At 73.2% G+C, this 20280-nt stretch carries 23 protein-coding genes; 10 read left to right on the forward strand and 13 right to left on the reverse strand.

Annotation, left to right across the window (positions count from 1 at the left end; all coding sequences use genetic code 11):
• Positions 1-56 precede the first annotated feature (56 nt).
• The 4 genes from ACIOSR_RS11170 to ACIOSR_RS11185 all read left to right on the forward strand — a co-directional run bounded on the left by ACIOSR_RS11170 (position 57) and on the right by ACIOSR_RS11185 (position 2436).
• Complete coding sequence (locus ACIOSR_RS11170) at positions 57-392, forward strand: hypothetical protein (RefSeq protein WP_056044409.1); 336 nt, start codon at positions 57-59, stop codon at positions 390-392.
• Position 393: 1 nt separating this feature from the next.
• Entirely contained in the window at positions 394-990 is a 597-nt protein-coding gene (locus tag ACIOSR_RS11175) for a hypothetical protein (protein ID WP_402752643.1), read from the forward strand.
• 221 nt (positions 991-1211) lie between these two features.
• Positions 1212-1667 (forward strand): Hsp20/alpha crystallin family protein, encoded by a 456-nt coding sequence (locus ACIOSR_RS11180; protein WP_056044415.1) that lies wholly within the window; start codon positions 1212-1214, stop codon positions 1665-1667.
• A 313-nt stretch (positions 1668-1980) separates the two neighbouring features.
• On the forward strand, positions 1981-2436 hold the full coding sequence (locus ACIOSR_RS11185; protein WP_056044418.1) for an SRPBCC family protein: 456 nt from the start codon (positions 1981-1983) through the stop codon (positions 2434-2436).
• A 72-nt stretch (positions 2437-2508) separates the two neighbouring features.
• Here ACIOSR_RS11185 and glsA read toward each other — a convergent pair whose 3' ends face one another.
• Positions 2509-3447: a glutaminase A gene (glsA, locus tag ACIOSR_RS11190; RefSeq protein ID WP_402752644.1), complete on the reverse strand. Its 939-nt coding sequence runs from the start codon at positions 3445-3447 to the stop codon at positions 2509-2511.
• 178 nt (positions 3448-3625) lie between these two features.
• Between glsA and ACIOSR_RS11195 the strand changes: the two genes are divergently transcribed.
• Positions 3626-3910, forward strand: a complete 285-nt coding sequence (locus ACIOSR_RS11195) for a hypothetical protein (RefSeq protein ID WP_056044422.1) — start codon at positions 3626-3628, stop codon at positions 3908-3910.
• A gap of 25 nt (positions 3911-3935) precedes the next feature.
• Here ACIOSR_RS11195 and ACIOSR_RS11200 read toward each other — a convergent pair whose 3' ends face one another.
• The 8 genes from ACIOSR_RS11200 to bla form a co-directional block, all read right to left on the reverse strand.
• Positions 3936-4955: a DUF418 domain-containing protein gene (locus ACIOSR_RS11200; protein WP_402752645.1), complete on the reverse strand. Its 1020-nt coding sequence runs from the start codon at positions 4953-4955 to the stop codon at positions 3936-3938.
• A gap of 80 nt (positions 4956-5035) precedes the next feature.
• Positions 5036-5353, reverse strand: a complete 318-nt coding sequence (locus ACIOSR_RS11205; RefSeq protein ID WP_402752646.1) for a hypothetical protein — start codon at positions 5351-5353, stop codon at positions 5036-5038.
• A 70-nt stretch (positions 5354-5423) separates the two neighbouring features.
• Complete coding sequence (locus tag ACIOSR_RS11210; protein ID WP_402752647.1) at positions 5424-6509, reverse strand: ABC transporter ATP-binding protein; 1086 nt, start codon at positions 6507-6509, stop codon at positions 5424-5426.
• Positions 6506-7393, reverse strand: a complete 888-nt coding sequence (locus ACIOSR_RS11215; RefSeq protein WP_173154335.1) for an ABC transporter permease subunit — start codon at positions 7391-7393, stop codon at positions 6506-6508. Before ACIOSR_RS11215 ends, ACIOSR_RS11210 begins: the two co-directional genes overlap by 4 nt.
• On the reverse strand, positions 7390-8364 hold the full coding sequence (locus ACIOSR_RS11220; protein WP_157485222.1) for an ABC transporter permease subunit: 975 nt from the start codon (positions 8362-8364) through the stop codon (positions 7390-7392). Before ACIOSR_RS11220 ends, ACIOSR_RS11215 begins: the two co-directional genes overlap by 4 nt.
• Positions 8364-9500 (reverse strand): ABC transporter substrate-binding protein, encoded by a 1137-nt coding sequence (locus tag ACIOSR_RS11225; RefSeq protein WP_402752648.1) that lies wholly within the window; start codon positions 9498-9500, stop codon positions 8364-8366. Before ACIOSR_RS11225 ends, ACIOSR_RS11220 begins: the two co-directional genes overlap by 1 nt.
• A 75-nt stretch (positions 9501-9575) precedes the next feature.
• Complete coding sequence (locus ACIOSR_RS11230; RefSeq protein ID WP_402752649.1) at positions 9576-9707, reverse strand: hypothetical protein; 132 nt, start codon at positions 9705-9707, stop codon at positions 9576-9578.
• Between the two features lie 88 nt (positions 9708-9795).
• Positions 9796-10758, reverse strand: coding sequence for a class A beta-lactamase (bla, locus tag ACIOSR_RS11235; RefSeq protein ID WP_402752650.1), 963 nt, complete (start codon positions 10756-10758; stop codon positions 9796-9798).
• A 95-nt stretch (positions 10759-10853) separates the two neighbouring features.
• Between bla and ACIOSR_RS11240 the strand changes: the two genes are divergently transcribed.
• Genes ACIOSR_RS11240 through ACIOSR_RS11250 form a run of 3 tightly spaced genes read left to right on the forward strand, consistent with a single transcriptional unit; the run spans position 10854 to position 15048 of the window.
• Positions 10854-11822: an ABC transporter ATP-binding protein gene (locus tag ACIOSR_RS11240; protein WP_402752651.1), complete on the forward strand. Its 969-nt coding sequence runs from the start codon at positions 10854-10856 to the stop codon at positions 11820-11822.
• A gap of 14 nt (positions 11823-11836) precedes the next feature.
• Complete coding sequence (locus ACIOSR_RS11245; protein WP_402752652.1) at positions 11837-12886, forward strand: ABC transporter substrate-binding protein; 1050 nt, start codon at positions 11837-11839, stop codon at positions 12884-12886.
• Between the two features lie 8 nt (positions 12887-12894).
• On the forward strand, positions 12895-15048 hold the full coding sequence (locus tag ACIOSR_RS11250; RefSeq protein WP_402752653.1) for an iron ABC transporter permease: 2154 nt from the start codon (positions 12895-12897) through the stop codon (positions 15046-15048).
• A 141-nt stretch (positions 15049-15189) separates the two neighbouring features.
• On the opposite strand, the gene ACIOSR_RS11255 is transcribed toward ACIOSR_RS11250, so the two are convergent.
• The 4 genes from ACIOSR_RS11255 to ACIOSR_RS11270 form a co-directional block, all read right to left on the reverse strand.
• A complete protein-coding gene (locus tag ACIOSR_RS11255; RefSeq protein ID WP_402752654.1) occupies positions 15190-15642 on the reverse strand; it encodes a DUF2809 domain-containing protein in 453 nt (150 codons plus the stop codon).
• A gap of 38 nt (positions 15643-15680) precedes the next feature.
• Positions 15681-15806 carry a hypothetical protein gene (locus ACIOSR_RS11260; RefSeq protein ID WP_256415795.1) on the reverse strand — a complete coding sequence of 42 codons (126 nt, stop codon included), beginning with the start codon at positions 15804-15806 and terminating at the stop codon, positions 15681-15683.
• Between the two features lie 550 nt (positions 15807-16356).
• Positions 16357-17970 carry a GMC family oxidoreductase gene (locus ACIOSR_RS11265; RefSeq protein WP_285063777.1) on the reverse strand — a complete coding sequence of 538 codons (1614 nt, stop codon included), beginning with the start codon at positions 17968-17970 and terminating at the stop codon, positions 16357-16359.
• Complete coding sequence (locus ACIOSR_RS11270) at positions 17967-19454, reverse strand: alpha/beta fold hydrolase (protein WP_402752655.1); 1488 nt, start codon at positions 19452-19454, stop codon at positions 17967-17969. The genes ACIOSR_RS11265 and ACIOSR_RS11270 overlap by 4 nt, the downstream gene beginning before the upstream one ends.
• A gap of 240 nt (positions 19455-19694) precedes the next feature.
• Between ACIOSR_RS11270 and ACIOSR_RS11275 the strand changes: the two genes are divergently transcribed.
• Both ACIOSR_RS11275 and ACIOSR_RS11280 read left to right on the forward strand, forming a co-directional pair.
• Positions 19695-19847: a hypothetical protein gene (locus tag ACIOSR_RS11275; RefSeq protein ID WP_157485223.1), complete on the forward strand. Its 153-nt coding sequence runs from the start codon at positions 19695-19697 to the stop codon at positions 19845-19847.
• 20 nt (positions 19848-19867) lie between these two features.
• Positions 19868-20212, forward strand: a complete 345-nt coding sequence (locus ACIOSR_RS11280) for a ribonuclease E inhibitor RraB (RefSeq protein ID WP_192122843.1) — start codon at positions 19868-19870, stop codon at positions 20210-20212.
• Positions 20213-20280 lie beyond the last annotated feature (68 nt).

Genomic DNA, 20280 nt, shown 5'->3' on the forward strand with positions numbered 1-20280 from the left:
GAGACCTTGGCCGTCCTCGAGGCAGAGGAACGACGACCGCCGAGGGGCCCCAGAGGATGACGACACTCCAAGAAACGGTCGCGACGATCGAGGCCGAGGGGCTCGACAGGTTCGCCTACGTGATCGGTGATGATCACGCCATTTCGGCGGACGCCCTGGTCCTGACCCGACGGGACGGCGTCTGGACCTCCTTCTCGACCAATGAACGTGCCGGTGTCGAGGAGACCAGCGTTCGCACGTACGAGGAACTCTCCGACGCTCTGGACGACTTCCTGCGTCTCATGAGGCTGAGGGCCGACGAGGACGCACTCATGTCGCGCATCAGGGAGAAGAACAGGCTCGCCCACGAGACGTGGCAGGCGTCACGAGACGACCGACCGGGGAAGGCCTGACATGGCGACGATCGAATCGGTGCGCGCCGTCATGGCGGCAGAGGGACTCGACGACCTGGCGCATGTCATCGACGGTGACCCCGCGAACAGGACGGACTGCCTCGTCGTCACCCGACGCGACGATGCCTGGGTGTCCTTTTCCACCGACGAGCGCGCGGCGGTCGTCGACGGGAGCGTACGGACCTACCCGAGCGAGTCCGAGGCCCTGGAGGACTTCCTCGTCCTGCTCCGGCTGAAGAAGCTCCTCCGCGACCTGCAACGGGAGCGCGACCTCGAGCGCGTCGAACGTGCGTCGATGACCGACCTCGCGTCGCTGCCTGCGCAGATGGAGGCGGAGGGCTTGAACCGCATCAGTGTCGCGCTCGGTGACGTGTACCTCAGGCGCCAGCACTGTCTCGTCGTGGCGCGACGTGACGGCGTGTGGAGCACTTTCTACGTCGACGAACGAGCTGCCGTGGAGGAACGGAGCCTGCACACGTTCCCCGGCGAGGTCTCGGCCGTGGCCGACTTCCTCGACCGTCTGAGGTCCCAGCATCGCAAGCTCGAGATCCGGGACGAACTCCGAGACCGACGCCGACGAGCAGGAGAACCGTCATGACGATGTCGGAACAGGCACGCAGCGCCCTCCTGGCCCGCATCGAGGAGATCCGCGCCCAACGGGCCGCCCGCCGGCAGGTGCAGCGTCCTCAGTGATCTCTCGGCAGCGTTCAAGCTGCGTTTGAGGTACGAAACGCTGGTCAGAGGTACATTCGTGTCGTCAACGAGCCGGGGCCACGGGGTCCCGGGTCACACCGATCAACCGAAAGGGGACTCTTCATCATGGCCATGTCTTTCGATCCTTTCACCGAGCTCGACCGTCTCACCGGCGCCCTCACGGGCATGCGACAGGGGCCCAGGGTCATGCCGGTCGACCTCTATCGCGACGGCGACCGCTACGTGCTCAACGCCGACATGCCGGGCATCGATCCGGGGTCGGTCGACGTCGACGTCGACGGTCAGCTGCTGACCATCCGGGCCAACCGCACGCCCGACACCCGTGACGGCGTCAAGTGGCTCGCGCAGGAGCGGCCGCACGGCTCGTACCTCCGCCAGTTCAGCGTGGGCGAGGGCATCGATTCGAGCCGCATCACGGCCCACTACGACAACGGCGTGCTGTCGCTGGTCATCCCGGTCAGCGAGAGGGCGAAGCCGCGCAAGATCGAGGTCGTCTCGGGCCAGGCGCACGAGACCGTCGACGCGATCGACGCGTCGCCGGCCCGCGACACGACGAGCTGACCCCTCAGGCGGTCTGGTCGTCGACCCCGGCCACGCCATCGGCCCCACCACCCCGTCACGATCCGTCGTGGCGGGGTGGTCCCCGTTCCGGCGACGCCAGCGCTCGACCGCTCCGCCGGCGCTCGACCGCCCCGTCGTCGGTCGCGGGCACGCGAGTACTGTGCGGTGCCCAGGTCGGCCGTGTCACCCGGCACCTGACCGTTGCCTCCGCACGTGGGCGAAGCCGACCCGCGCCTCCTACCGTTCACGGCAGGGCACGACGCCGACACGGCGCCGCCCGACAATTCTGAACACCGTCAGCAAGGAGTGCACCATGGCACAGGCCATCGAGACCATCGACGTCAACGTCCCCGTCAGCGTCGCCTACAACCAGTGGACCCAGTTCGAGTCGTTCCCGAAGTTCCTCGACGAGGTCGAGTCCATCACCCAGACCACCCCCACCCTCACGGTGTGGAAGGTCAAGGTCGGACCGGTCGAGAAGACCTTCGAGGCCGAGATCACCGAGCAGCACCCCGACGAGCGCGTCGCCTGGAACAGCACGGGCGGCGAGGTCGACCACGCCGGCGTCATCACGTTCCACAAGCTGAGCGACGACGTGACGCGCCTCACGGTGCAGATCGACTGGACCCCCGAGGGCTTCCTCGAGAAGGTCGGCAACACGCTCGGCGCCGACAACCACGCCATCAAGAAGGACCTCAAGAACTTCAAGGAGTTCATCGAGCGCGAGGGCAACGTCGACGGCGCCTGGCGCGGCGACGTCCAGGCCTGAGTCCCGGCTCCACCCGACGAGGCCCCCGGTCGGCTCCTGTTCGCAGGACGCCCACCGGGGGCCTCGTCCGCGTCAGCCGCCGAAGCCGAACGAGTGCAGCCCGTGCTCCTCGCTCAGTCGGCGGCTCAGTTCGGCACCACGGACGCTCGTCCCCTGCTCGTCGATCGGCGGGCTGAACACGGCCGCGCCCAGCCGATTCGGCGCCGACAAGACGATCGCACCCGAGACGCTCGACTTCGCGGGCACCCCGACGCCGCGCATCCAGCGGCCCGACCCGTCGTAGACGCCGCAGGTCGCCATGACCGACACCACGTCACGGGCGACGCGGGCGTCCACGACCTGCTCGCCCGTCACCGGGTTGCGGCCGCCGAACGCCAGCGTCGCGCCCATCACGGCCAGCGCCTCGCTGTCGACCAGCACCGAGCAGGCCCGGGCGTACAGCGCCACCGCGTCGTCGGCCGTGTGCTCGAGGCTGCCCTCGGACCGCATCAGGTGGGCCAGCGCGTGGTTGCGGTCGCCGTGCAGCTGCTCGGACTCGCTGACCTCGCGGTCGTAGTCGAGCTCGCGCCCCGCGAAGGCCCCGAGGCCCGCCAGGATGCGCGCCGTGCGCTCGTCGCAGGTGTCGCCGTCGACCAGGGCGGCCGTGAGCAGAGCTCCGGCGTTGACCATCGGGTTCGGCGGCCGCCCGGTGCCGCCCTCGAGCTTGATCGCGTCGAACGCCTCGCCGGTCGGCTCGATGCCGACCGCGTCGAGCGCCGCTCCGCCGGTGTCGGCGAGGGCCAGGGCGAAGAGGAACGGCTTCACCGCCGACTGGATCGAGAACGCGTGACCCGAGTCGCCGGACGCGACCTCCTCGCCGGTGGACCGCACCACGGCGACCCCGAACAGCTCGGGGTCGGCCTCGGCGAGCTGGGGGATGCTGTCGTCCACCGCGCCTCCTCGGGTCGGGAGGACGGAGGCGCGCAGGGCCTCCAGGGACGCGGCGTCGGACGACGGGATGGGGGACGGCATCGTTCCACCCTGACAGGCCGGGGCCCGTGCGTCCGGGCCTGCAGGAGGCAACGGGGGCCCGGGGCGGGGTACAAGGATCACGCCGGGCCCTCGGAGTCAACCCCTCCCGTTGTCAGGTCGCGTGTCTAACGTGCACCTCGTCGGGCCGCATCGGGGCGGACCGCGAGAAGGGGCGACCATGCTGAACGACGGTGGGGGACGCCGGTCGGGCACGGCCTGGCCGGGACGGGGCCCGCTCGCCAGTGCCCTCGACCTGAGGCTCGACGTGATCGGCCGCGGCCGCTGGCGCATCGTCGACGTCCGGCGGTCGGAGCGCGGAGCCCCGGTGGTCATCGGATCGGTCGCACAGACCGAAGCGGGCTACGAGCTCACTCTCGCCGCGACCCCTGGTCGCCGCCTCTGGTGCACCGACCTCTCGAGCGCCCTCGACACCGTCGTGCGGGCCTCCTGGAACCGCCGCTGACCCGAGGAGGCGCGGCTCCCGTCGGTCAGGACGCCCGGCGCACCAGCGCGGCCGGCCGCCACCAGGTGACGCTCCGCCAGGCCCACTCGACCGGGCCGTAGACGAACCGGGCGAGCCAGAGGCGGCTCAGCACGGACTGCACGGCGATCAGGACGACGCTGATCGCCAGGCCCGGGACGACGCTCGTCAGGTGCCCGAAGTCGACCACGAGGGCGAGACCTGCCACGACGATCGCCGCGACGACGTAGTTGGTCAGCGCCATGCGGCCCAGCGGCTCGAACACGGCGGCGACGACGCGGCGGGCGGGGGTGCGCCAGAGCAGGGCGAGGGCGGTGGCGTAGGCGACGGCCATGACCAGCCCGGCGATGCCGCCCGGCGTCGAGAAGCGCGGGTCGCCCGGGGTCGTGGCCTGCCAGAGCAGGGCCGGCACCGTGAGCACCGCGGCCGCGGCGAAGACGAGCACCACGCCGCGCCCGGCCGACTCGAGCACGCGGGGCAGACCGTACGCGGCGGCGCCGGCACCGAGCAGCATGAGGCCGGGGGTCGAGGCGAGGCCGCCACCGGTCAGGGCGTAGGCCGCGACGGTCAGCGCGGCACCGAGGGTCAGGGTCGCCCAGCGCGGGGCGAAGACGACGATCGGCAGCACCACGAGGCCGACGACGCCGTACTCGAGGAGCACGTTGCCGGGGTAGACGAGCATGAGCAGCCCGCCGATCGCGACGAGTCCGACCAGGCGGCGCACCATGACGAGTCCGGGCCGGGGAGCGCGCGACCGGGCACCGGCGAGCACGAACCAGAGGCTCATGCCGAAGAGGAACACGAAGATCGGCACGAACCGGGTCTGCACCGTGAGGTACAGCAGGTCGCGCGCCGGGTCGTCGACCGGGCCGGCGTTCTCGATCGCCAGGTCGATGCCGAGGCGGGTGATGTCGAGCGTGTTGACCAGCAGGATGCCGAACAGCGCGAAGCCGCGCAGCGAGTCGACGAACCTCCAGCGGGTGCCGGTGGTGGGTGGGGAGTCGACGGCGGGCGCAGCGGAGGTCATGTGCCCAGCCAAGCCGACCCGCGCCTCCCGGTCGTCCCCCGTGGTGATGGTGCGCCTCCGTCTGAAGTATCAGATGTGGGTCAGGCGAGCGCCCACTCGGCGCGGAACTCGTCGCAGGTGAGCCGGTCGAGGTCCGCCTCGATCTCGACCTTGGACTCGTCGGCGCCGGTGAGGCCCTGGGGCGGCAGACGGTGGATCTCGCGGCCGGTCGAGCGCTCGCGGACCACGACGTCGAAGCCCGGCCACTCGCCCTCGAACGAGCCGAGGAAGAACCCGACGACGACCGAGACGAGCCATCGCCCGGCGACGAGCGGCCGCGGCCGCCGGGTCGTTGCGATCTCGGCCTGCCACACCGAGGAGGCGCGGGGCACGTCGTCGGGACCGGTCACCGGGGGCATGCCCCGAGGCTAACGGCGGGACCGTGCGGGCCGCCTCCGTCGCCCGGGTGACCCGGTGCCGTCGGGTGGGTCAGGAGGCGCGGCTCGTCACGGCGACGCGGGCGGGCGTGAACGAGACGCGCACCGACGACCCCGGCTCGCGCCGTTCGTCGGCCCGGTGGTCCAGCACGAGCAGCGTCTCGCGGTCCACGCGCACGCGGGTGCGGCACACGGCCCCCAGGAACGACACCGACTCGACGACGCCCGCGAGCCCGCCCTGCGCGACGAACGACACGTCCTCTGGACGCACGTACGCCCAGACCGGTCCCTCGGCCGGCGTCCCCACGACCGGCACCTCGGGGCAGCCCGCCAGCCGCACGAGCCCGCCGATGACCTCGCCGGAGACCCGGTTGCTCGTCCCGACGAACTCGGCCACGAACGCCGTCGCGGGGGCCGAGTAGAGCTCTTCGGGGGTGCCCACCTGCTCGATCGACCCGGCGCGCATGACGGCGACGCGGTCGGCGACGGCGAGGGCCTCCTCCTGGTCGTGGGTGACGAAGAGCGTGGTGATCGACAGCTCGCGCTGGATGCGCCGGATCTCGTCCCGCAGCTGCACCCGCACCTTGGCGTCGAGGGCGCTGAGCGGCTCGTCGAGCAACAGCACGCGGGGCCGCGTGACCAGCGCCCGGGCCAGCGCGACGCGCTGCTGCTGTCCGCCCGAGAGCTGGTGGGCGTAGCGCTCGCCGAGGTCGCCGAGCCCGACCAGGTCGAGCATCTCGCCCGCCCGGGTGGCGCGGGCGGCCTTGTCGACCCGACGCATCCGCAGCCCGAACTCCACGTTCTGCCGCACGGTCAGGTGCGGGAACAGCGAGTACGCCTGGAACACCATGCCGACGTCGCGGCGGTGCGTCGGCACGCCGACCACGTCGCGGCCGTCGATCGTGATGCTGCCGCCCGTGACGTCCTCGAGCCCGGCGAGGCTGCGCAGCGCGGTGGTCTTGCCGCAGCCCGAGGGGCCGAGCACGGCGACGAGCTCGCCGGGCTGCAGCTCGAGGTCGAGCCCGGTCAGCGCCCGGTGGCCGGCGAACTGCTTCGTGACGTCGTGGAACGCCACGGCGGCACCCGCACCGGCGGCCGTCGGACTCGTGACGGAGGGGCGGGGGAGCGTGGCGGTCACGAGAGGGCCTTCCGGGTGGGGATCGGGCGGGCGGCCCCGAGGGCGCCGACCCGCCCGATCACGAGCAGCAGCACGAAGGCGAAGGCCAACGAGATCAGGGCGAGGACGACGGCGGCGTAGGGGTCGGAACGGGACACCTGCACCAGGGCGGTCTGCAGGTTCACGCGGTTGAGCAGCGAGGCGATGGTGAACTCGCCGAGCACCACGGCCACGGTGATGAACGCCGCCGCGAGCAGCCCCCGGCGGAGGCTCGGCACGACGACGAGGGCCATCGTGCGCGGCCAGCTCGAGCCGAGCGTGCGCGCGGCCTCGGTCAGCGTGCGGAGGTCGGTGGCCGCGAGGTCGGACTGCACCGCACGGTAGGCGTAGGGCAGCACCGTGACGCCGTACGCGAGCGCGAGCGTCCAGGCGCCCGAACCGGCCACCCGCGAGACGACCGAGTAGACCGGCGCCAGCCCGACCACGAGCACGATCGCGGGCACCGTGATCGGCACGAGGCAGACGAACTCGAGGGGCCGGACGAGGCGCGGGTGGCGGAGGTGCACGAGCACCATCGCCGGCACCAGCAGCACGAGCACGAGCAGGGCCGAGACGACGGCGAGCAGCAGCGAGTTCGTGACCCCCTCGACGAGGTTGCGGTACATCCGCTCGTTCTCGGGGTCGACGATCGCCAGCCAGTGGTTCAGGTCGTGACCCGTGCCGTCGGCGCTGCGCAGCGAGAACGCGACCATCGCCGCGATCGGCACCGCGAAGAGGGCCCCCACGACGACCAGGGCGGTGCGGCGCGCGACCGTGCCCGCGCCTCCTGCGCTCGTCGACCGCGGAGCGCTCGTCGTCCGGGGCGTGCGCGTCGTGCGCGTCGGCTCCGTCGTCCGGGCGCTCATCGCTGCCACCGCTCGGTGCGGCGCTGCAGCAGCGAGTAACCCGTCATCAGCACGGCCATGACGACGACCATGCCGAGCGCGAGCGCGCCGGCGACGTTCTCGCGGCCGAGCACCGTCTCGCTGATCAGTGCGGCGCGGATCTGCAGCGGCACGATCTGGGCGCCCTGGCTGATCAGGGCGGCGGCGGTCGCGTACGACGAGAAGGCGTTCGCGAAGAGCAGCAGCAGGCTGCCGACGAACGCCGGGGCGAGCACCGGGACGACCACGCGGACGAGGTGCTGCCACCGGGTGCCGCCGAGCGTGGCCACGGCCTCGCTCCACTGCGGGCGGAGGCCGCTGACGGCGGGCATGAAGGTGATCACCATGAGGGGCACCTGGAAGTACAGGTAGGGCAGCAGCAACCCGGGCACCTGGTAGAACCAGACCCCGTCCGCGTAGAGGTCGACGCCGGCGACGTCGATCAGCAGCCGCGTGACGACTCCCTGGATGCCGATCGTCGCGATGAACGCGAACGCCAGCATGACGCCGCCGAACTGGGCGAGCACGCTCGACGCGGCGTCGATGGCGTTGCGGACGGCTCCGTCGGGGCGCAGCGAGGTGAGGCCCCAGCAGACGACGGCACCGACGACGGCCCCGGCCACGGCGGTGACGGCCGAGACGGCGGCCGAACTGGCGAAGGCCCGGACGATCAGCGGGTCGCCGAGCGCGGCCAGGTTGTCGAGGGTGAGGGCGCCGTCGCCGTCGACGAAGCCCGTCCCGAGCGCGAGCAGGCACGGCACGATCAAGAAGGCGAGCACCCAGACGGCGAACGGGGTCAGCCCCCACCAGGCCGCCGGACGGCGCCGACCCCGTGAGGGGCCGACGCCGTCGGAGGACGAGGAGGCGCGGGTCGGCAGGCCGCCGCCGTCCCCCTCGTGCGCCGACCGCACGTCGGCGGTCGTGTCCGCCGCGCGGGTCGACGTCGTCACCATCAGCCGATCGCCGTGGCCCAGGTGTCGGCCAGGACCTTCGAGGCGGCCTCGGTCTGCTCCGCCGTGAACTGGACGGTGTCGGCGGGCTGCTCGCCGACCTTCTCGAGGGCGTCCTGGTCGACGGTGCCGGCCTCGGTCATCGCCGCGAGGCGCACGGGGTAGGCGCCGGCCGCGAGGTACAGGTTCTGCGCGTCGTCGCCCATGACGTACTCCTGCCACAGGCGGGCCGCGGCGGGGTGCGGGGCGTCGACGTTGATCGCCTGGTTGTAGTAACTGCCGAGGGCGGTTCCGGGGAGGACGGCCGTCTTCCAGTCGCGTCCGCCGGCGTCGGCCGCGGCGGCCAGGTTGTTGTAGCTCCAGTCGAAGACGACCGGGGTCTCGCCCGAGGCGATCGTCGCCGGGGTGGGGTCGGTGGGCAGGAAGTTGCCGGCGTCGGCCAGCTGCGAGAACCAGTCGACGCCCGTGCTGACGTCGTCGGCGCTGCCGCCGGACTGCAGCGCGGCCCACTCGACGGCCGCGGCGGCGGCACCGGCCTGGGTCGGGTCGCCGTTGATCGCGACCTTGCCCTCGTAGTCCGAGCCGAGCAGGTCGTCGAGGCTCTCGGGGGCCGGCACGGCGTCGGCGTCGTAGCCGACCGACATCAGGCCGGTGTAGTCGTAGACCCATCTGCCGTCGGCGTCCTTGTGGTCGTCGGCGATGTCGTCCCAGGTCGACACCTCGTACGGCGCGAACTGGTCGAGGTTGGCGAGCGTCACGGCCGAGCCGAGGTCGAACACGTCGGGGGCGGTGTCCTGCCCCTTCAGGTTCTGGGCGGCGGTGATCTCCTCGGCGCTCGAGACGTCGGGGCTGTCCGAGTTGACGGTGATGTCGTACTTCTCCTCGAACCCGTCGATGATCTTCCCGTAGTTCGCCCAGGTGTCGGGGAGGGCGATCACGTTGAGCTCGCCCTCGGCCTGTGCGGCCTCGACCAGGGCGTCCATGCCGCCGAAGTCCTCGGCGCTGGTGGCGGTGGCGGCGTCGGTGCCGTTCGCCGCGCCTCCCGAGCTGTCGGCGTCGGCGCTCGCCGAGCAGCCGGTCAGGGCGAGGGCGGCGATGCCGAGGGTGGCGGCCGAGACGAGCAGGCGCTTGTCGATCATGCGGTGGAGTCCTTCGGGTGCGGGGCCGGGGTTCGCCGGGGACGGCGACGGGGACCGGACGGCCCGCTGGGCACGCTAAGGAGGCGCGACGACGTCCCGGGGGAGGCCGCGTGAACGAGGGGCGAACAGGTGGTGGCGGGGCGGGCGGCCGAGGTCGTCGCCCCGCTGGTGGTCGGCGACGAGTGGGCAGAAGATGCTGCTCGTCACCGCGGGAGGAGCATCTTCTGCCCACTCGACGAGCGGCGGGGAGAAGAGGAGAGGGCGGGGGTCGAGGGGGCGGGCGGGGCCGGCCGGGTCAGCGGGCGGCGGCGACGGCGGTGAGGGCGACCTCGGCCACGGCGGCGACGAGGGCGTCGTCGTACTCGGCGGCGGGGTCGTTGCGCGTGGTGAGCACCGAGATCACCACGGGGTCGCCCGACGGGGGGACCACGATCGCGACGTCGTTGCGGATGCCGCCCGCGCCTCCTGACTTGTCGGCGACCTGCCAGCCGTCGGGAGCGCCGGCACGGATCAGGGTGTCGCCGGTCGCGTTGCCCGACATCCACTCGAGCAGGGTGGCGCGGTCGTCGGCGGCGAGCCAGTCGCCGTCGGTGATGCGGGCGAGGGTGGCGGTGAAGGCGGCGGGCGTGGTCGTGTCGGCCGTGCTGCCCGGGGTGAGCGTGTTGAGCTCGGGCTCGCCGTGGACGACGTCGGTCACGTCGTCGCCCTGCGCGGCGAGGGCGGCGTCGAGCCCGGCCGGGCCGCCGAGCTCGGTCAGCACGAGGTTCAGCGCCGTGTTGTCGCTCTGCCGCACGGCCGCCTCGGCGAGCTGCCGCAGCGGGAGCCCGTCGGCGACGTGCTCGCTGGTCAGCGGCGAGTACCCCGCGGCGTCGACCTCGGCCTGGGTCCAGGTGACGACGCGGTCGAGGTCGGCGTCGTCGGTCGCGTCGAGCAGGGCCGCCGCGGCGAACGCCTTGAGGCTCGACGCGTACCCGAAGCGTTCGTCGGCGCGGTGGTCGAGGGTCGCGCCCGAGCCGGTGTCGAGCACGGAGAGGCCGACGCGCGCGTCGTACCTGGCCTCGAGGTCGGTCAGCGCGGCCTCGACCTCGGGGGTCGCGAGGTCGGGCGCGACGATCGGGCTGGGCAGGGGGACCGGGGTCGCGGTCGGGCTCGGGGCGGGTGCCGACGCCCCGGGCGTCGAGCAGCCGGTCAGCGCGAGGCCCAGGCCCAGCGCGGTGGCCGTCAGGAGGGTCGTCGTCTTCGTCGTCCGGGAGGTCATCGGTCCAGTCTCGCCGACGCCCCGGAGGCGCGGGTCGGCTCGACGTCGAGAGGTCGGGTTGCGGCACCGGGGTGAGGTTAGGCTAACCTAAGCGCGTGACCACCGACCTGCCCCTCGCGGCCACCGCACCCGCCTCGGCCACCCTCCGTGCCGACGACGTCTCGGTCGCCTACGACGGCGTCGACGTCGTCCGCGGAGCCCGCCTCGAGCTGCGCCCCGGCTGCGTCACCGCCCTCGTCGGCCCGAACGGCAGCGGCAAGTCGACGTTGTTGCGCACCCTCGCCCGGCTGCAGAAGCCGCGCACGGGCTCGCTGACCCTCGCCGCGCCTCCTGCGGGGGGCGAGTGGTCCGAGAACGTCGTCCGCGCCTCGGGGAAGGACGATTCGCGACCACTCGACCGCGCGAGCGCGAGCACGAGTGCGAGCGCGGACGCGGGCGACGAGACGGTCGACGGGTTCGAGCTGTCGCTGCGGCAGTTCGCGCGGCGCGTGGCGCTGTTGACGCAGGGGCGCCCGACCCCCGGTGGACTCAGCGTGCGCGACGTCGTCGAGTTCGGCCGCTACCCGCACCGCGGCCGCTGGGGGCGCTCCGACCCCGACGGCCCCGCCGCCGTCGACCGCGCGCTCGGGCTCACCGGTGTCGCCGACCTCGCCGACCGAGGCGTCGACCAGCTCTCGGGCGGTCAGCTGCAGCGCGTCTGGCTGGCCAGCTGCCTCGCGCAGGACACCGGGGTGCTGCTGCTCGACGAGCCCACCACCTACCTCGACCTGCGCTACCAGGTCGAGCTGCTCGACCTCGTGCGCGACCTGGCCGACTCGGGCCGCATCGCGGTCGGAGTCGTCCTGCACGACCTCGACCAGGCCGCCGCGCTCGCCGACCGCATCGTCGTGCTGAGCGAAGGCCGCATCGTCGCCGAGGGCGACCCCGGGGACGTGCTGACACCGCGCCTCCTGACCGACGTCTGGGGCATCCGCATCGACGTCGACACCGACCCCACCACCGGCCACCTGCGCACCCGCGCGATCGGCCGACACCACACCCGGGCCGAGACGCCCGTCCGATGAGAGAGACACCACCCGTGACCCAGCGCCTGATGACGACGCCCCGCCACACCCCGACCACCGGCGGCCCCGCCCGCCGCCCCGCCCGCCGACTGCTGACGGTCACCGCCGTCGCCGCGGCCGCGGCCCTGACCCTCGCCGGCTGCGGCACCACCGAGTCGGCCGACGCCGGCTCGACCTCGGGCAGCGGCGAGCAGATCACCCTGACCGACGGCACGGGGGCCGAGGTCACCCTCGACGGTCCCGCGACGAAGGTCGTCGGCACCGAGTGGAACGTCGTCGAGGACCTCGTCGCCCTCGGCGTCGAACCCGTGGGCGTCGCCGACGTGAAGGGGTACAACGAGTGGGACGCCGCCGTGCCGCTCACCAACGAGCCGACCGACATCGGCACCCGCGGCGAGCCGAGCCTCGACACCGTCGCGTCGCTCGCACCCGACCTGATCGTCGCGACCGACGGCCTGAGCGCCGACGCCGTCGAGCAGCTGAAGGAGATCGCTCCCGTGCTGCAGATCACCTCGGCCGACGCCTCGCGCCAGATCGAGCACAGCATGGACAACCTCGACCTCATCGCCAAGGCGACCGGCACCGAGGAGAAGGCGACCGAGGTGAAGAAGGAGTTCACCGACGCCGTCGAGGCGGGCGGGCAGGCCCTCGCCGACGCCGGTCTCGCAGGTCAGCCCTTCGCCTTCGCCGACGCCTACGTCGACGCCGGCCAGGTCAGCATCCGCCCTTACGCCAAGGGCTCGCTCGTGTCCGACGTCACCGAGGAGCTCGGCCTGACGAACGCCTGGACCGTCGAGGGCGACGAGGCGTACGGCCTCGCCACGACCGACGTCGAGGGCCTCACGCAGCTGCCGGCCGACGTGCAGTTCCTCTACATCGACAACACCGCCGCCGGTGCCGACGACCCGTTCGCGGTGTCGCTCGCCTCGAACGCCGTCTGGACGTCGCTGCCGTTCGTGCAGTCCGGTGACGTGCACCGTCTCGACGACGGCATCTGGATGTTCGGCGGCCCCGCCGCGATGACCGCCTACGTCGACTCGCTGGTGTCGACCCTGACGAAGTAACCGGCACCGTGAGCACGACCGTCACCCCCACCGACCCCGCGCCGCCCCGGCTCGGCGAGCCCGCTGCCGGGCCCGACGAGCGGGCGCTCCGCGCGGCGCGAGCCCAGGAGGCGCGGCTCGCCGCCCCCCGCCGGGTCACGCTCGGGTCGGTGGGCGTGACGGTCGCGCTGGTCGCCGTCGTCGTGGTGCTCGCCCTCGTGGACGTCACGCAGGGCACCGCCGACGTCGGCGCCCGGCAGGTCTGGCAGGCGCTGACCGGCACCGCGACGGCAGGTGACGCGTCCGTGGTCGTGGCCTCGCGCCTCCCCCGGATGGTCGCCGGTCTGCTGGTCGGCGTCGCCCTCGGAGCCGCCGGTGCGGCCCTGCAACAGATGAGCCGCAACGTGCTCGCCTCGCCCGACACCCTCGCCGTCAACGCCGGCGCCTACGCGGCGCTCGCGCTCGCGGCCGTCACGGGACTCAGCCTGCCCCTGCTCGCGTCGTCCGGCGTCGCGTTCGTCGGCGGGCTGCTCGCCGCGGGGCTCGTGCTCGCGGTGTCCGGGCTCGGCGCCGGCACCGTGCGGCTCGTGCTCGCCGGCAGCGCCCTCGCCCTCGGCCTCGCCTCGGTGACGAGCGCCCTGCTGCTGCTCTTCCCGCAGCAGACCGCCGGGCTCTACGCCTGGGGCCAGGGCAGCATCTCGCAGAACGGCTTCGACGGCGTCGTCCAGCTCGCCCCGGTGATCGTCGTGGGGCTGCTCGTGCTCGTCGCGATGAACGTCCGCGTGGACGCCCTCGCGCTCGGGGACGACGCCGCCCGCAGCGTCGGCGTCGACGTCCGCACGACCCGCGTGGTCACCGTCCTCGCCGCCGTGCTGCTCTCGGCCGCCGCCGTCACCCTCGCGGGGCCGATCGGCTTCGTCGGCCTCTGCGCCCCCGCCCTCGTCCGCCTGCTGCGTCGGGCCGTGCCCTCCGTCCGCCGCTTCCTCGTCTTCCTGCCCCTCGCGGCCCTGGCGGGCGCCGCCCTCGTGCTCGGCGCCGACGTGCTGCTGCGCGCCCTGGTCGGTGCCGAGACGTCGGTCCAGGTGCCGACCGGCGTCGTGACCTCGCTGCTCGGGGCGGTCGTCCTCGTCGTGCTGGCCTTCCGTGCCCGCGACCACGGCGGCGTCACCCCGACCGACCGGCACCCCGTGGTCTCCCGCCTGCGGTTCGTGGTCGTCGTCGTGGTCGTGCTCGCCGCCCTCGTCGCCGTCGTCCTCGGCTCGGTGCTGCTCGGCGACGCCAAGCTGCTGCTCGGCGACGTCGCCAACTGGGTGACCGGTCGGTCCGGCCGCGTCGTCACCTACGTGCTCGACACCCGCGTCCCCCGGGTCGTGGCCGCCCTCGCCGCGGGGGCGGCGCTGGCTCTCGCCGGCACGCTCGTGCAGGCCGTCACGCGCAACCCGCTCGCCGAGCCGGGCATCCTCGGCGTGACGGGCGGAGCCGGCCTCGGGGCCGTGCTGCTCGTCACCACCGTGCCGCTCGCGACCGGCTGGGGCATGGCCGGCGCGGCGTTCGCCGGAGCCGTCGTGGCGGCCGTCGTCGTGTTCGGCCTCGCCTCCCGCGGTGGCTTCCCGCAGAACCGGCTCGTGCTGATCGGCATCGGCGTCTCGACGGCGACGGCGGCCGCGATCAGCCTGCTGATCGTCCTGACCGACCCGTTCAACGGCGCGAAGGCGCTGACCTGGCTGTCGGGTTCGACCTACGGCCGCACGCTGGACGACGCGCTGCCGGTGTCGCTGGTGCTCGTGGCCGCGCTCGTGGTGGTCGTGCTGCTGCGCCGTCGCCTCGACCTGCTCGGGGTGGACGACGACACCCCGCGCCTCCTCGGGGTATCGCTCTCGCGGTCGCGCCTGGTCTTCCTGTCGCTCGCCGTGCTGCTCACGGCGACGGCCGTGGCCGCCGTGGGCGTGGTCGGATTCGTCGGACTCGTCGCCCCGCACGCCGCCCGGTCGCTGGTCGGACGGCGGCACGCGCGGGTGCTGCCCGTGGCCGTGCTGCTCGGCGCGGTGCTGGTCTGCGCCGCCGACGTGCTCGGCCGCACGCTGATCGCCCCGGCACAGCTCGGCGCCGGCCTGCTGACCGCCGTGATCGGCACGCCGTACTTCGTCTGGCTGCTCTGGCGCGGGCGGGCCTCCGCGAGCTGACGCCCCGGCGCGCTGACGCCCGGCGCCCTGGCGCCCCGACGCGCTGGCCCCCTGGCCGGTCGAGTGGGCAGAAGGTGTCCTTCCCGCCTCGACGAAGGACGTTTTCTGCCCAGTCGACCCGCGCCTCCCGGGGTCGGGACGTCAGGAGGCGCGGCGCAGCACCCGGAGCAGCACCAGCCCCGCGACGCCCCCCGCCAGGTACCCGAGCAGGTCGGTCGCCACGAAGGTGGAGCCGAGCACCCACGCGACGGGCGGGAACGCGTCGGCGGCGGCGGCGGGCAGTCCGGTCAGCTGGAGCAGCTCGATGCCGACCGACGCCGCGGTGGCGGCCCCGGCCGCGACGGGGGCGGCCAGGCGCGGGGCGACGAGGCGTGGGGCGACGAGCGCGAGCAGCAGGGCGAGCAGCACGGTGTAGAGCGCCGAGCCGAGCAGGTCGCCCGTCAGCCCGGGGACGGCGAGCTTCGCGACGACGCCGAGGGCGACGGTCGCCGCCGCCGCGACCGCCGTCAGCAGCCGCGCCCGCGCCCGCAGTCGTCGAGCATCCCCCGGACCTGCGGCCCGCGGGTCGAGTGGTCCCGAATCGTCCTTGCGCACAGCGGGAGGGACGCTTCGCGACCACTCGACGGGCGGCGTCACGAGAGGCACCCGGTCTGGACGACGAACGACAGGCCGTCGGCCGACCGCCCGTCGGCCACCCCGGCCACAACCGCAGCCACCACCGACGTCGCGATCGCCCGGCGCAGGGTTGGAGAGGTCATCCGTCGAGCCTACGAACGGGCGAGCCGGGTCGCGTCCGTCTCGGGGACCACGCCGCGCGCCGGGAGGACGACCCCCCCCGCCGCCTGACCGACATGTCTCATCTAGGATCGTCCCTGGGGCCGGGCACCGCCGGGTCACGGCCCCGGGCAAGAGTGAAGCCCACGACCGCTAGAACGATCGTGGGCTTCGTTTGTCCTCCGAGTGGAAGACCAGGGATGCTAGCAATCCCGAGTTCACTACTCGGTCGATCGTAATCCAGGTCCTCCTGGATTGCATCCCTGGCACCTTCCGCTCCTCGTGTCCGCCGGCGCGCACACCAGGAGGTGATCCTCATGTCGAAAGACGCCGAGGGCCAGCCCAGGAAGACCGTGCCGTGGCTTCAGATCGCGACGTCGTTCGTGACCGTGGCCCGGTTCGTGTTCGACCTGTGGCGTAAGGGCTAGGAGAGAGGGCGCCCCCGTGGCCCTGCGCCACGGGGGCGTTCCTCGCCGACGCGACCCGCGCCTCCTGGGCGGTGGAGCTCAGGAGGCGCGGGTCGCGTGCTGCAGGTCAGGCCGCGTCGACGACGCGCGAGACGTCCGCGCCGACGCGCTCGCCGGCGACGGTGCCCGTCAGCCCGGCGCTCGCCAGGAAGCGGTCGGCGGTGCGCAGGCCGAGGGCCATGATCGTCAGGGCGGGGTTGGCGACGACGGCACTCGGGAAGACCGAGTTGTCGGCGATCCAGAGGTTCGGCACGTCGAAGCTGCGCCCGTCGGGGTCGACCACGGCCGTCGCCGGGTCGGTGCCCATGCGGCAGGTGCCGATCGTGTGCGCGGTGCGGGCCAGGACGCGGATGTCGCGGCCCCCGGCCGCCTCGACGATCGCGGTCATCGTCTCGACGGCGTGGTCGTCGATCGCCTTCTCGTTGTCGCCGGGCGTGAAGGTGACGACGACCTTGGGCATGCCGAACTCGTCGACCTCGTCGGACAGCGTCAGGCGGTTCTGTTCGCTCGGCAGGCATTCGGCGTTGATGCCGACGCCGGCCATGAAGCGGTAGTCGTCGAGCGCCTTCACGAGTTCGGGGCCCCAGAGGCCGGCACCGCGGGCCAGGGTCGTCGCCAGCGTCAACGGCATGGCGCCGAGGCTCTGGATCAGGTAGCCGCCGACGAAGTCGACGCCCTCGGGCCGCATGGTGTCTTCGGTGATGATCGACGACGGGTACCCGCGGTAGCCGCGCATCTCGGTGTCGAACGTGCCCCAGACCTGCGTCGCGCCGTGGGCCATGAAGTTGCGGCCGACCTGGTCGCTGCTGTTGGCGATGCCGGCGTGCAAGAGCAGGCGCGGGGTCTCGACGCCGCCTGCGCAGAGGAAGAGCGCGGCGGTGCGCTGGCGGTGCTCGACGCCGTCGCGGACGTAGACCACGGCCGACACCTCGCCGGCCTCGTCGAGCTCGATGCCCGTGACCATCGACTCGGGGCGGATCTCGGCCCCGTTCGCGACGGCCATCGGCAGGTAGCTGGTGTCCATGCTGACCTTGGCGCCGCTGCGGCACCCCTGGTGGCAGCTGCCGCAGCCGACGCAGGCCGGTCGGGTGCCGACGTGCTCCTGACGCCAGTCACGGCTGACCAGGGCCGCCGGGGCGTCCGTGGCCCGGATGCCCAGGGCCTCGCACCCGCGGATCATCATGTCGCTCGAGGCGTTGCGGGCGGGCGGCGGCATCAGGTACGACCGCGACGGGTCCCACGGGTAGTCGGCCGGGCCGGAGACGCCGACGAAGTGCTCGACCTCTTCGATGTACCCGATCAGCTCGGCGTGGTCGACCGGCCAGTCCTCGCCCTTGCCCGTGAGGGACTTGAGCTTGAGGTCGCGCTCGTCGGGACGGGGGGTGAAGGCGCCCCAGTGCAGGGTCGAACCGCCCACGCCCTTGCCGCTGTTGTTCTGGCCGAACGCGGTCGGGGTCTCGCCGCCGCTGAGGCGCTCGTCCATCCAGTTGATCTTGACGGCCTCGATCTCGTCCTGCGTGTACTCGTCGGGCTCGAAGTTGCGGCCGGCCTCGAGCGCGACGACCGAGAGGCCCTGCAGGGCGAGCTTCGCCAGGATCGGGGCGCCACCGGCGCCGGTTCCGATCACGACCGCGTCGACGACCTCGGACTCGTCGTAGGTGCGTTGTCCGTCGAGCTTCATCGGGTGACCTCCATGGCTGGTTCCCAGCCCTCTCGTTGGCCGGCACCGAGCCGGCTGAATCCTTGCAGGGCGCGACCGGCACGGCCGTTCGCGAAACCGTCGAAGCCGATGCGTTCCATCGTCGCGGGGTGGGCGAGCCAGAGCTTGACCAAGTCGACGCGGCAGTCCTCGAACCACGCGGTGAGCTGCTCGACCGAGAAGGGGTGTGCCTCGTCGGGGCTGGGTTGCCCCGTGCGCCCGGGGGTGCCGCCGGTCATCCCGGCGTCGTCCTGGTCGCCGCCGTGGTGCGAGTCGCCGCCACCGCTGTCGCCGACGGTGCCGAGGGCGTCGTCGGGATCGCCCGCGACGATCGCGGCGAGCCGCTCGTCCTGCTGCTCGTACGACAGCCCGGTGAAGTCGGCGAGGGCGTCGAGGCCCAGCGCGTAGGCCTCGGGGTCGCTCGGCAGGTCGGCGTTGCGCCAGCCGTCGCCGTAGCCGGCGGCGAGCTGGGCGTCGACCCGCGCGGCGAGGTCGACCGAGTGGTCGGGGTCGTCCTGCGGCACGACGCGGGAGGCCACGGCACGCAACGTGGTCAGCTGCGCCTCGGTCAGCACCTGTGGGACGTAGCGCGGGTCGTCGGCGACGGCGCGCCGGGCGAGGATGCCGCGGGTGTTCGAGGCGGTGCGGCTCGAGGCGATGACGCGGGCGAAGTCGTCCGACATGACCGGAGCCCGCCCCGCGTCGTCGCGCCAGAAGTCGAGGATGGCCGAAGCGACCTCGGTCGGGCGCTCGAGCGGCAAGAGGTGCCCCGCGCCGTCCAGGGTGAGGTGCGTGGCACGCGGGTAGACGGCGCCGTTCAGGCGACGCTGGGCGTCCTCGCCCAACGGCCCGTCGGCGCCCCCGGCGACGATCAGGGCGGGCACGTCGAGGGTGCCGACCTCGGCCGACCAGTCCTCGCGGCTGCCGCGGTCGAACCATGCGGTCCACGCCTCGGGGGAGGTGCGGTGAAGGTCGGCGAGGGCCTGGTCGTCGAGCGGCGTGGCCAGGGGAGCGCCGACGTTGTCGTCGACGAAGCTGCGGGCCGTGTCGGCGCCGAGCGGGCCGTCGGCGGCCGCGGCGATCATCTGCTCGCGGTTCGACTCGCTCATGGGCTCGGGTGACGGCGGGGAGGCCGCGAGCAGCACGACCCCGGCGAGGCCGAAGAGCCCGCCCTGGCCGGCGAGCGTGCGCGCGGCGACGATCGACGCGATCTTGCCACCCATGCTGTGACCGACGAGCAGCCAGCGGGTGGCGCCGTGCCGGCGGATCTGCCGGGTGACCTGACGGACCATGTCGTCGACGGTCACCCCGTCGGCCGTGGTGGCGTCGCCGAAGCCGGGCAGGTCGAGGGCGACCACCTCGACGTCGTCGCCGAGCGCCTCGGTGACGGGACCGTACTCGAGCCGGCTCATGCCGAGCGCGTGCAGGCAGAACAGGGTGGGGCGTGTGGTGGTGTCGCTGGTCACTCGGACTCCTCGGAGAAGACGTGGGGCCGGGCGACGACCCCCGTCGTCCCGGCGGACTCGACGCTACGGCCCGCCACCGTCATCGGGCCGAATGAGGGCGTGCGGACCGTGCCGGTGGTACGACTGACTGCCCACCGCGGGTGGTCCCGATGCTGGGAGGCGTACCCCGAGGAGGCGCGGGCGGCGGATGCTCAGGAGCCGCGCCTTGTGCCCGCCCCGCCCGCCCGGGAGGATGGGCGGATGGAAACCGTCATCATCGCCCTCATGGTCATCGGGTCGATCGTCGTCATCTTCGGCATCGTCTTCTTCCTGGTCGCGGCGGTGCTGCCCACCCGTGCGCCCCGTGCCGACCGCCGGGGCCGCGGCGGACGTCCCGCCGCCCGCACCCGCTAGTCGGGGCCCGGGGTACGACGATGGACGAGGGACTCGTCGTCCACCTCCAGCGGTGCGCCGCCCAGCTGGTCACCCGCAACGAGCTCCGTGATCGGTTCGACCTCGCACGGACCGTCACGCACGCGGCCGACTTCTCGCGCCGATCGGCTGCCGAACGCGCGGCCGACGAACTCCGCACGGCGGGCTACGACGCGACGGTCACCCGGCACGGTCTGCTGGGGGCAGATCTCCGGGCCAGCCGGGAGGACGCGCTCGACGACGACCGCGCCGTGACCTTCACCCGAGAGGTGTTCGACGTCGTGCAGCGATCCGGCGGTCGGTACGACGGCTGGAGCGCCGAGGTCATCGCCGAAGCCCAGGCCTGACCCGCCTGCATACGCCTGTGCCCCCGGGTCGCACCACCGAGGTGGTGTCGAACCGCCGATGTGCGTGG

This window comes from Frigoribacterium sp. NPDC087798 (genome assembly GCF_044742985.1).
Lineage (GTDB): Bacteria > Actinomycetota > Actinomycetes > Actinomycetales > Microbacteriaceae > Frigoribacterium.

Bases quoted from the DNA above. Each gene is read 5' to 3' on its own strand.
- ACIOSR_RS11220 (WP_157485222.1), bottom strand. From the start codon at position 8,364: ATGGTGACGACGTCGACCCGCGCGGCGGACACGACCGCCGACGTGCGG.
- ACIOSR_RS11185 (WP_056044418.1), top strand. From the start codon at position 1,981: ATGGCACAGGCCATCGAGACCATCGACGTCAACGTCCCCGTCAGCGTC.
- ACIOSR_RS11260 (WP_256415795.1), bottom strand. From the start codon at position 15,806: ATGACCTCTCCAACCCTGCGCCGGGCGATCGCGACGTCGGTGGTGGCT.
- ACIOSR_RS11275 (WP_157485223.1), top strand. From the start codon at position 19,695: ATGGAAACCGTCATCATCGCCCTCATGGTCATCGGGTCGATCGTCGTC.
- ACIOSR_RS11170 (WP_056044409.1), top strand. From the start codon at position 57: ATGACGACACTCCAAGAAACGGTCGCGACGATCGAGGCCGAGGGGCTC.
- ACIOSR_RS11205 (WP_402752646.1), bottom strand. From the start codon at position 5,353: ATGCCCCCGGTGACCGGTCCCGACGACGTGCCCCGCGCCTCCTCGGTG.
- ACIOSR_RS11265 (WP_285063777.1), bottom strand. From the start codon at position 17,970: ATGAAGCTCGACGGACAACGCACCTACGACGAGTCCGAGGTCGTCGAC.
- ACIOSR_RS11215 (WP_173154335.1), bottom strand. From the start codon at position 7,393: ATGAGCGCCCGGACGACGGAGCCGACGCGCACGACGCGCACGCCCCGG.
- ACIOSR_RS11180 (WP_056044415.1), top strand. From the start codon at position 1,212: ATGGCCATGTCTTTCGATCCTTTCACCGAGCTCGACCGTCTCACCGGC.
- glsA (WP_402752644.1), bottom strand. From the start codon at position 3,447: ATGCCGTCCCCCATCCCGTCGTCCGACGCCGCGTCCCTGGAGGCCCTG.
- ACIOSR_RS11280 (WP_192122843.1), top strand. From the start codon at position 19,868: ATGGACGAGGGACTCGTCGTCCACCTCCAGCGGTGCGCCGCCCAGCTG.
- bla (WP_402752650.1), bottom strand. From the start codon at position 10,758: ATGACCTCCCGGACGACGAAGACGACGACCCTCCTGACGGCCACCGCG.
- ACIOSR_RS11225 (WP_402752648.1), bottom strand. From the start codon at position 9,500: ATGATCGACAAGCGCCTGCTCGTCTCGGCCGCCACCCTCGGCATCGCC.
- ACIOSR_RS11200 (WP_402752645.1), bottom strand. From the start codon at position 4,955: ATGACCTCCGCTGCGCCCGCCGTCGACTCCCCACCCACCACCGGCACC.
- ACIOSR_RS11175 (WP_402752643.1), top strand. From the start codon at position 394: ATGGCGACGATCGAATCGGTGCGCGCCGTCATGGCGGCAGAGGGACTC.
- ACIOSR_RS11195 (WP_056044422.1), top strand. From the start codon at position 3,626: ATGCTGAACGACGGTGGGGGACGCCGGTCGGGCACGGCCTGGCCGGGA.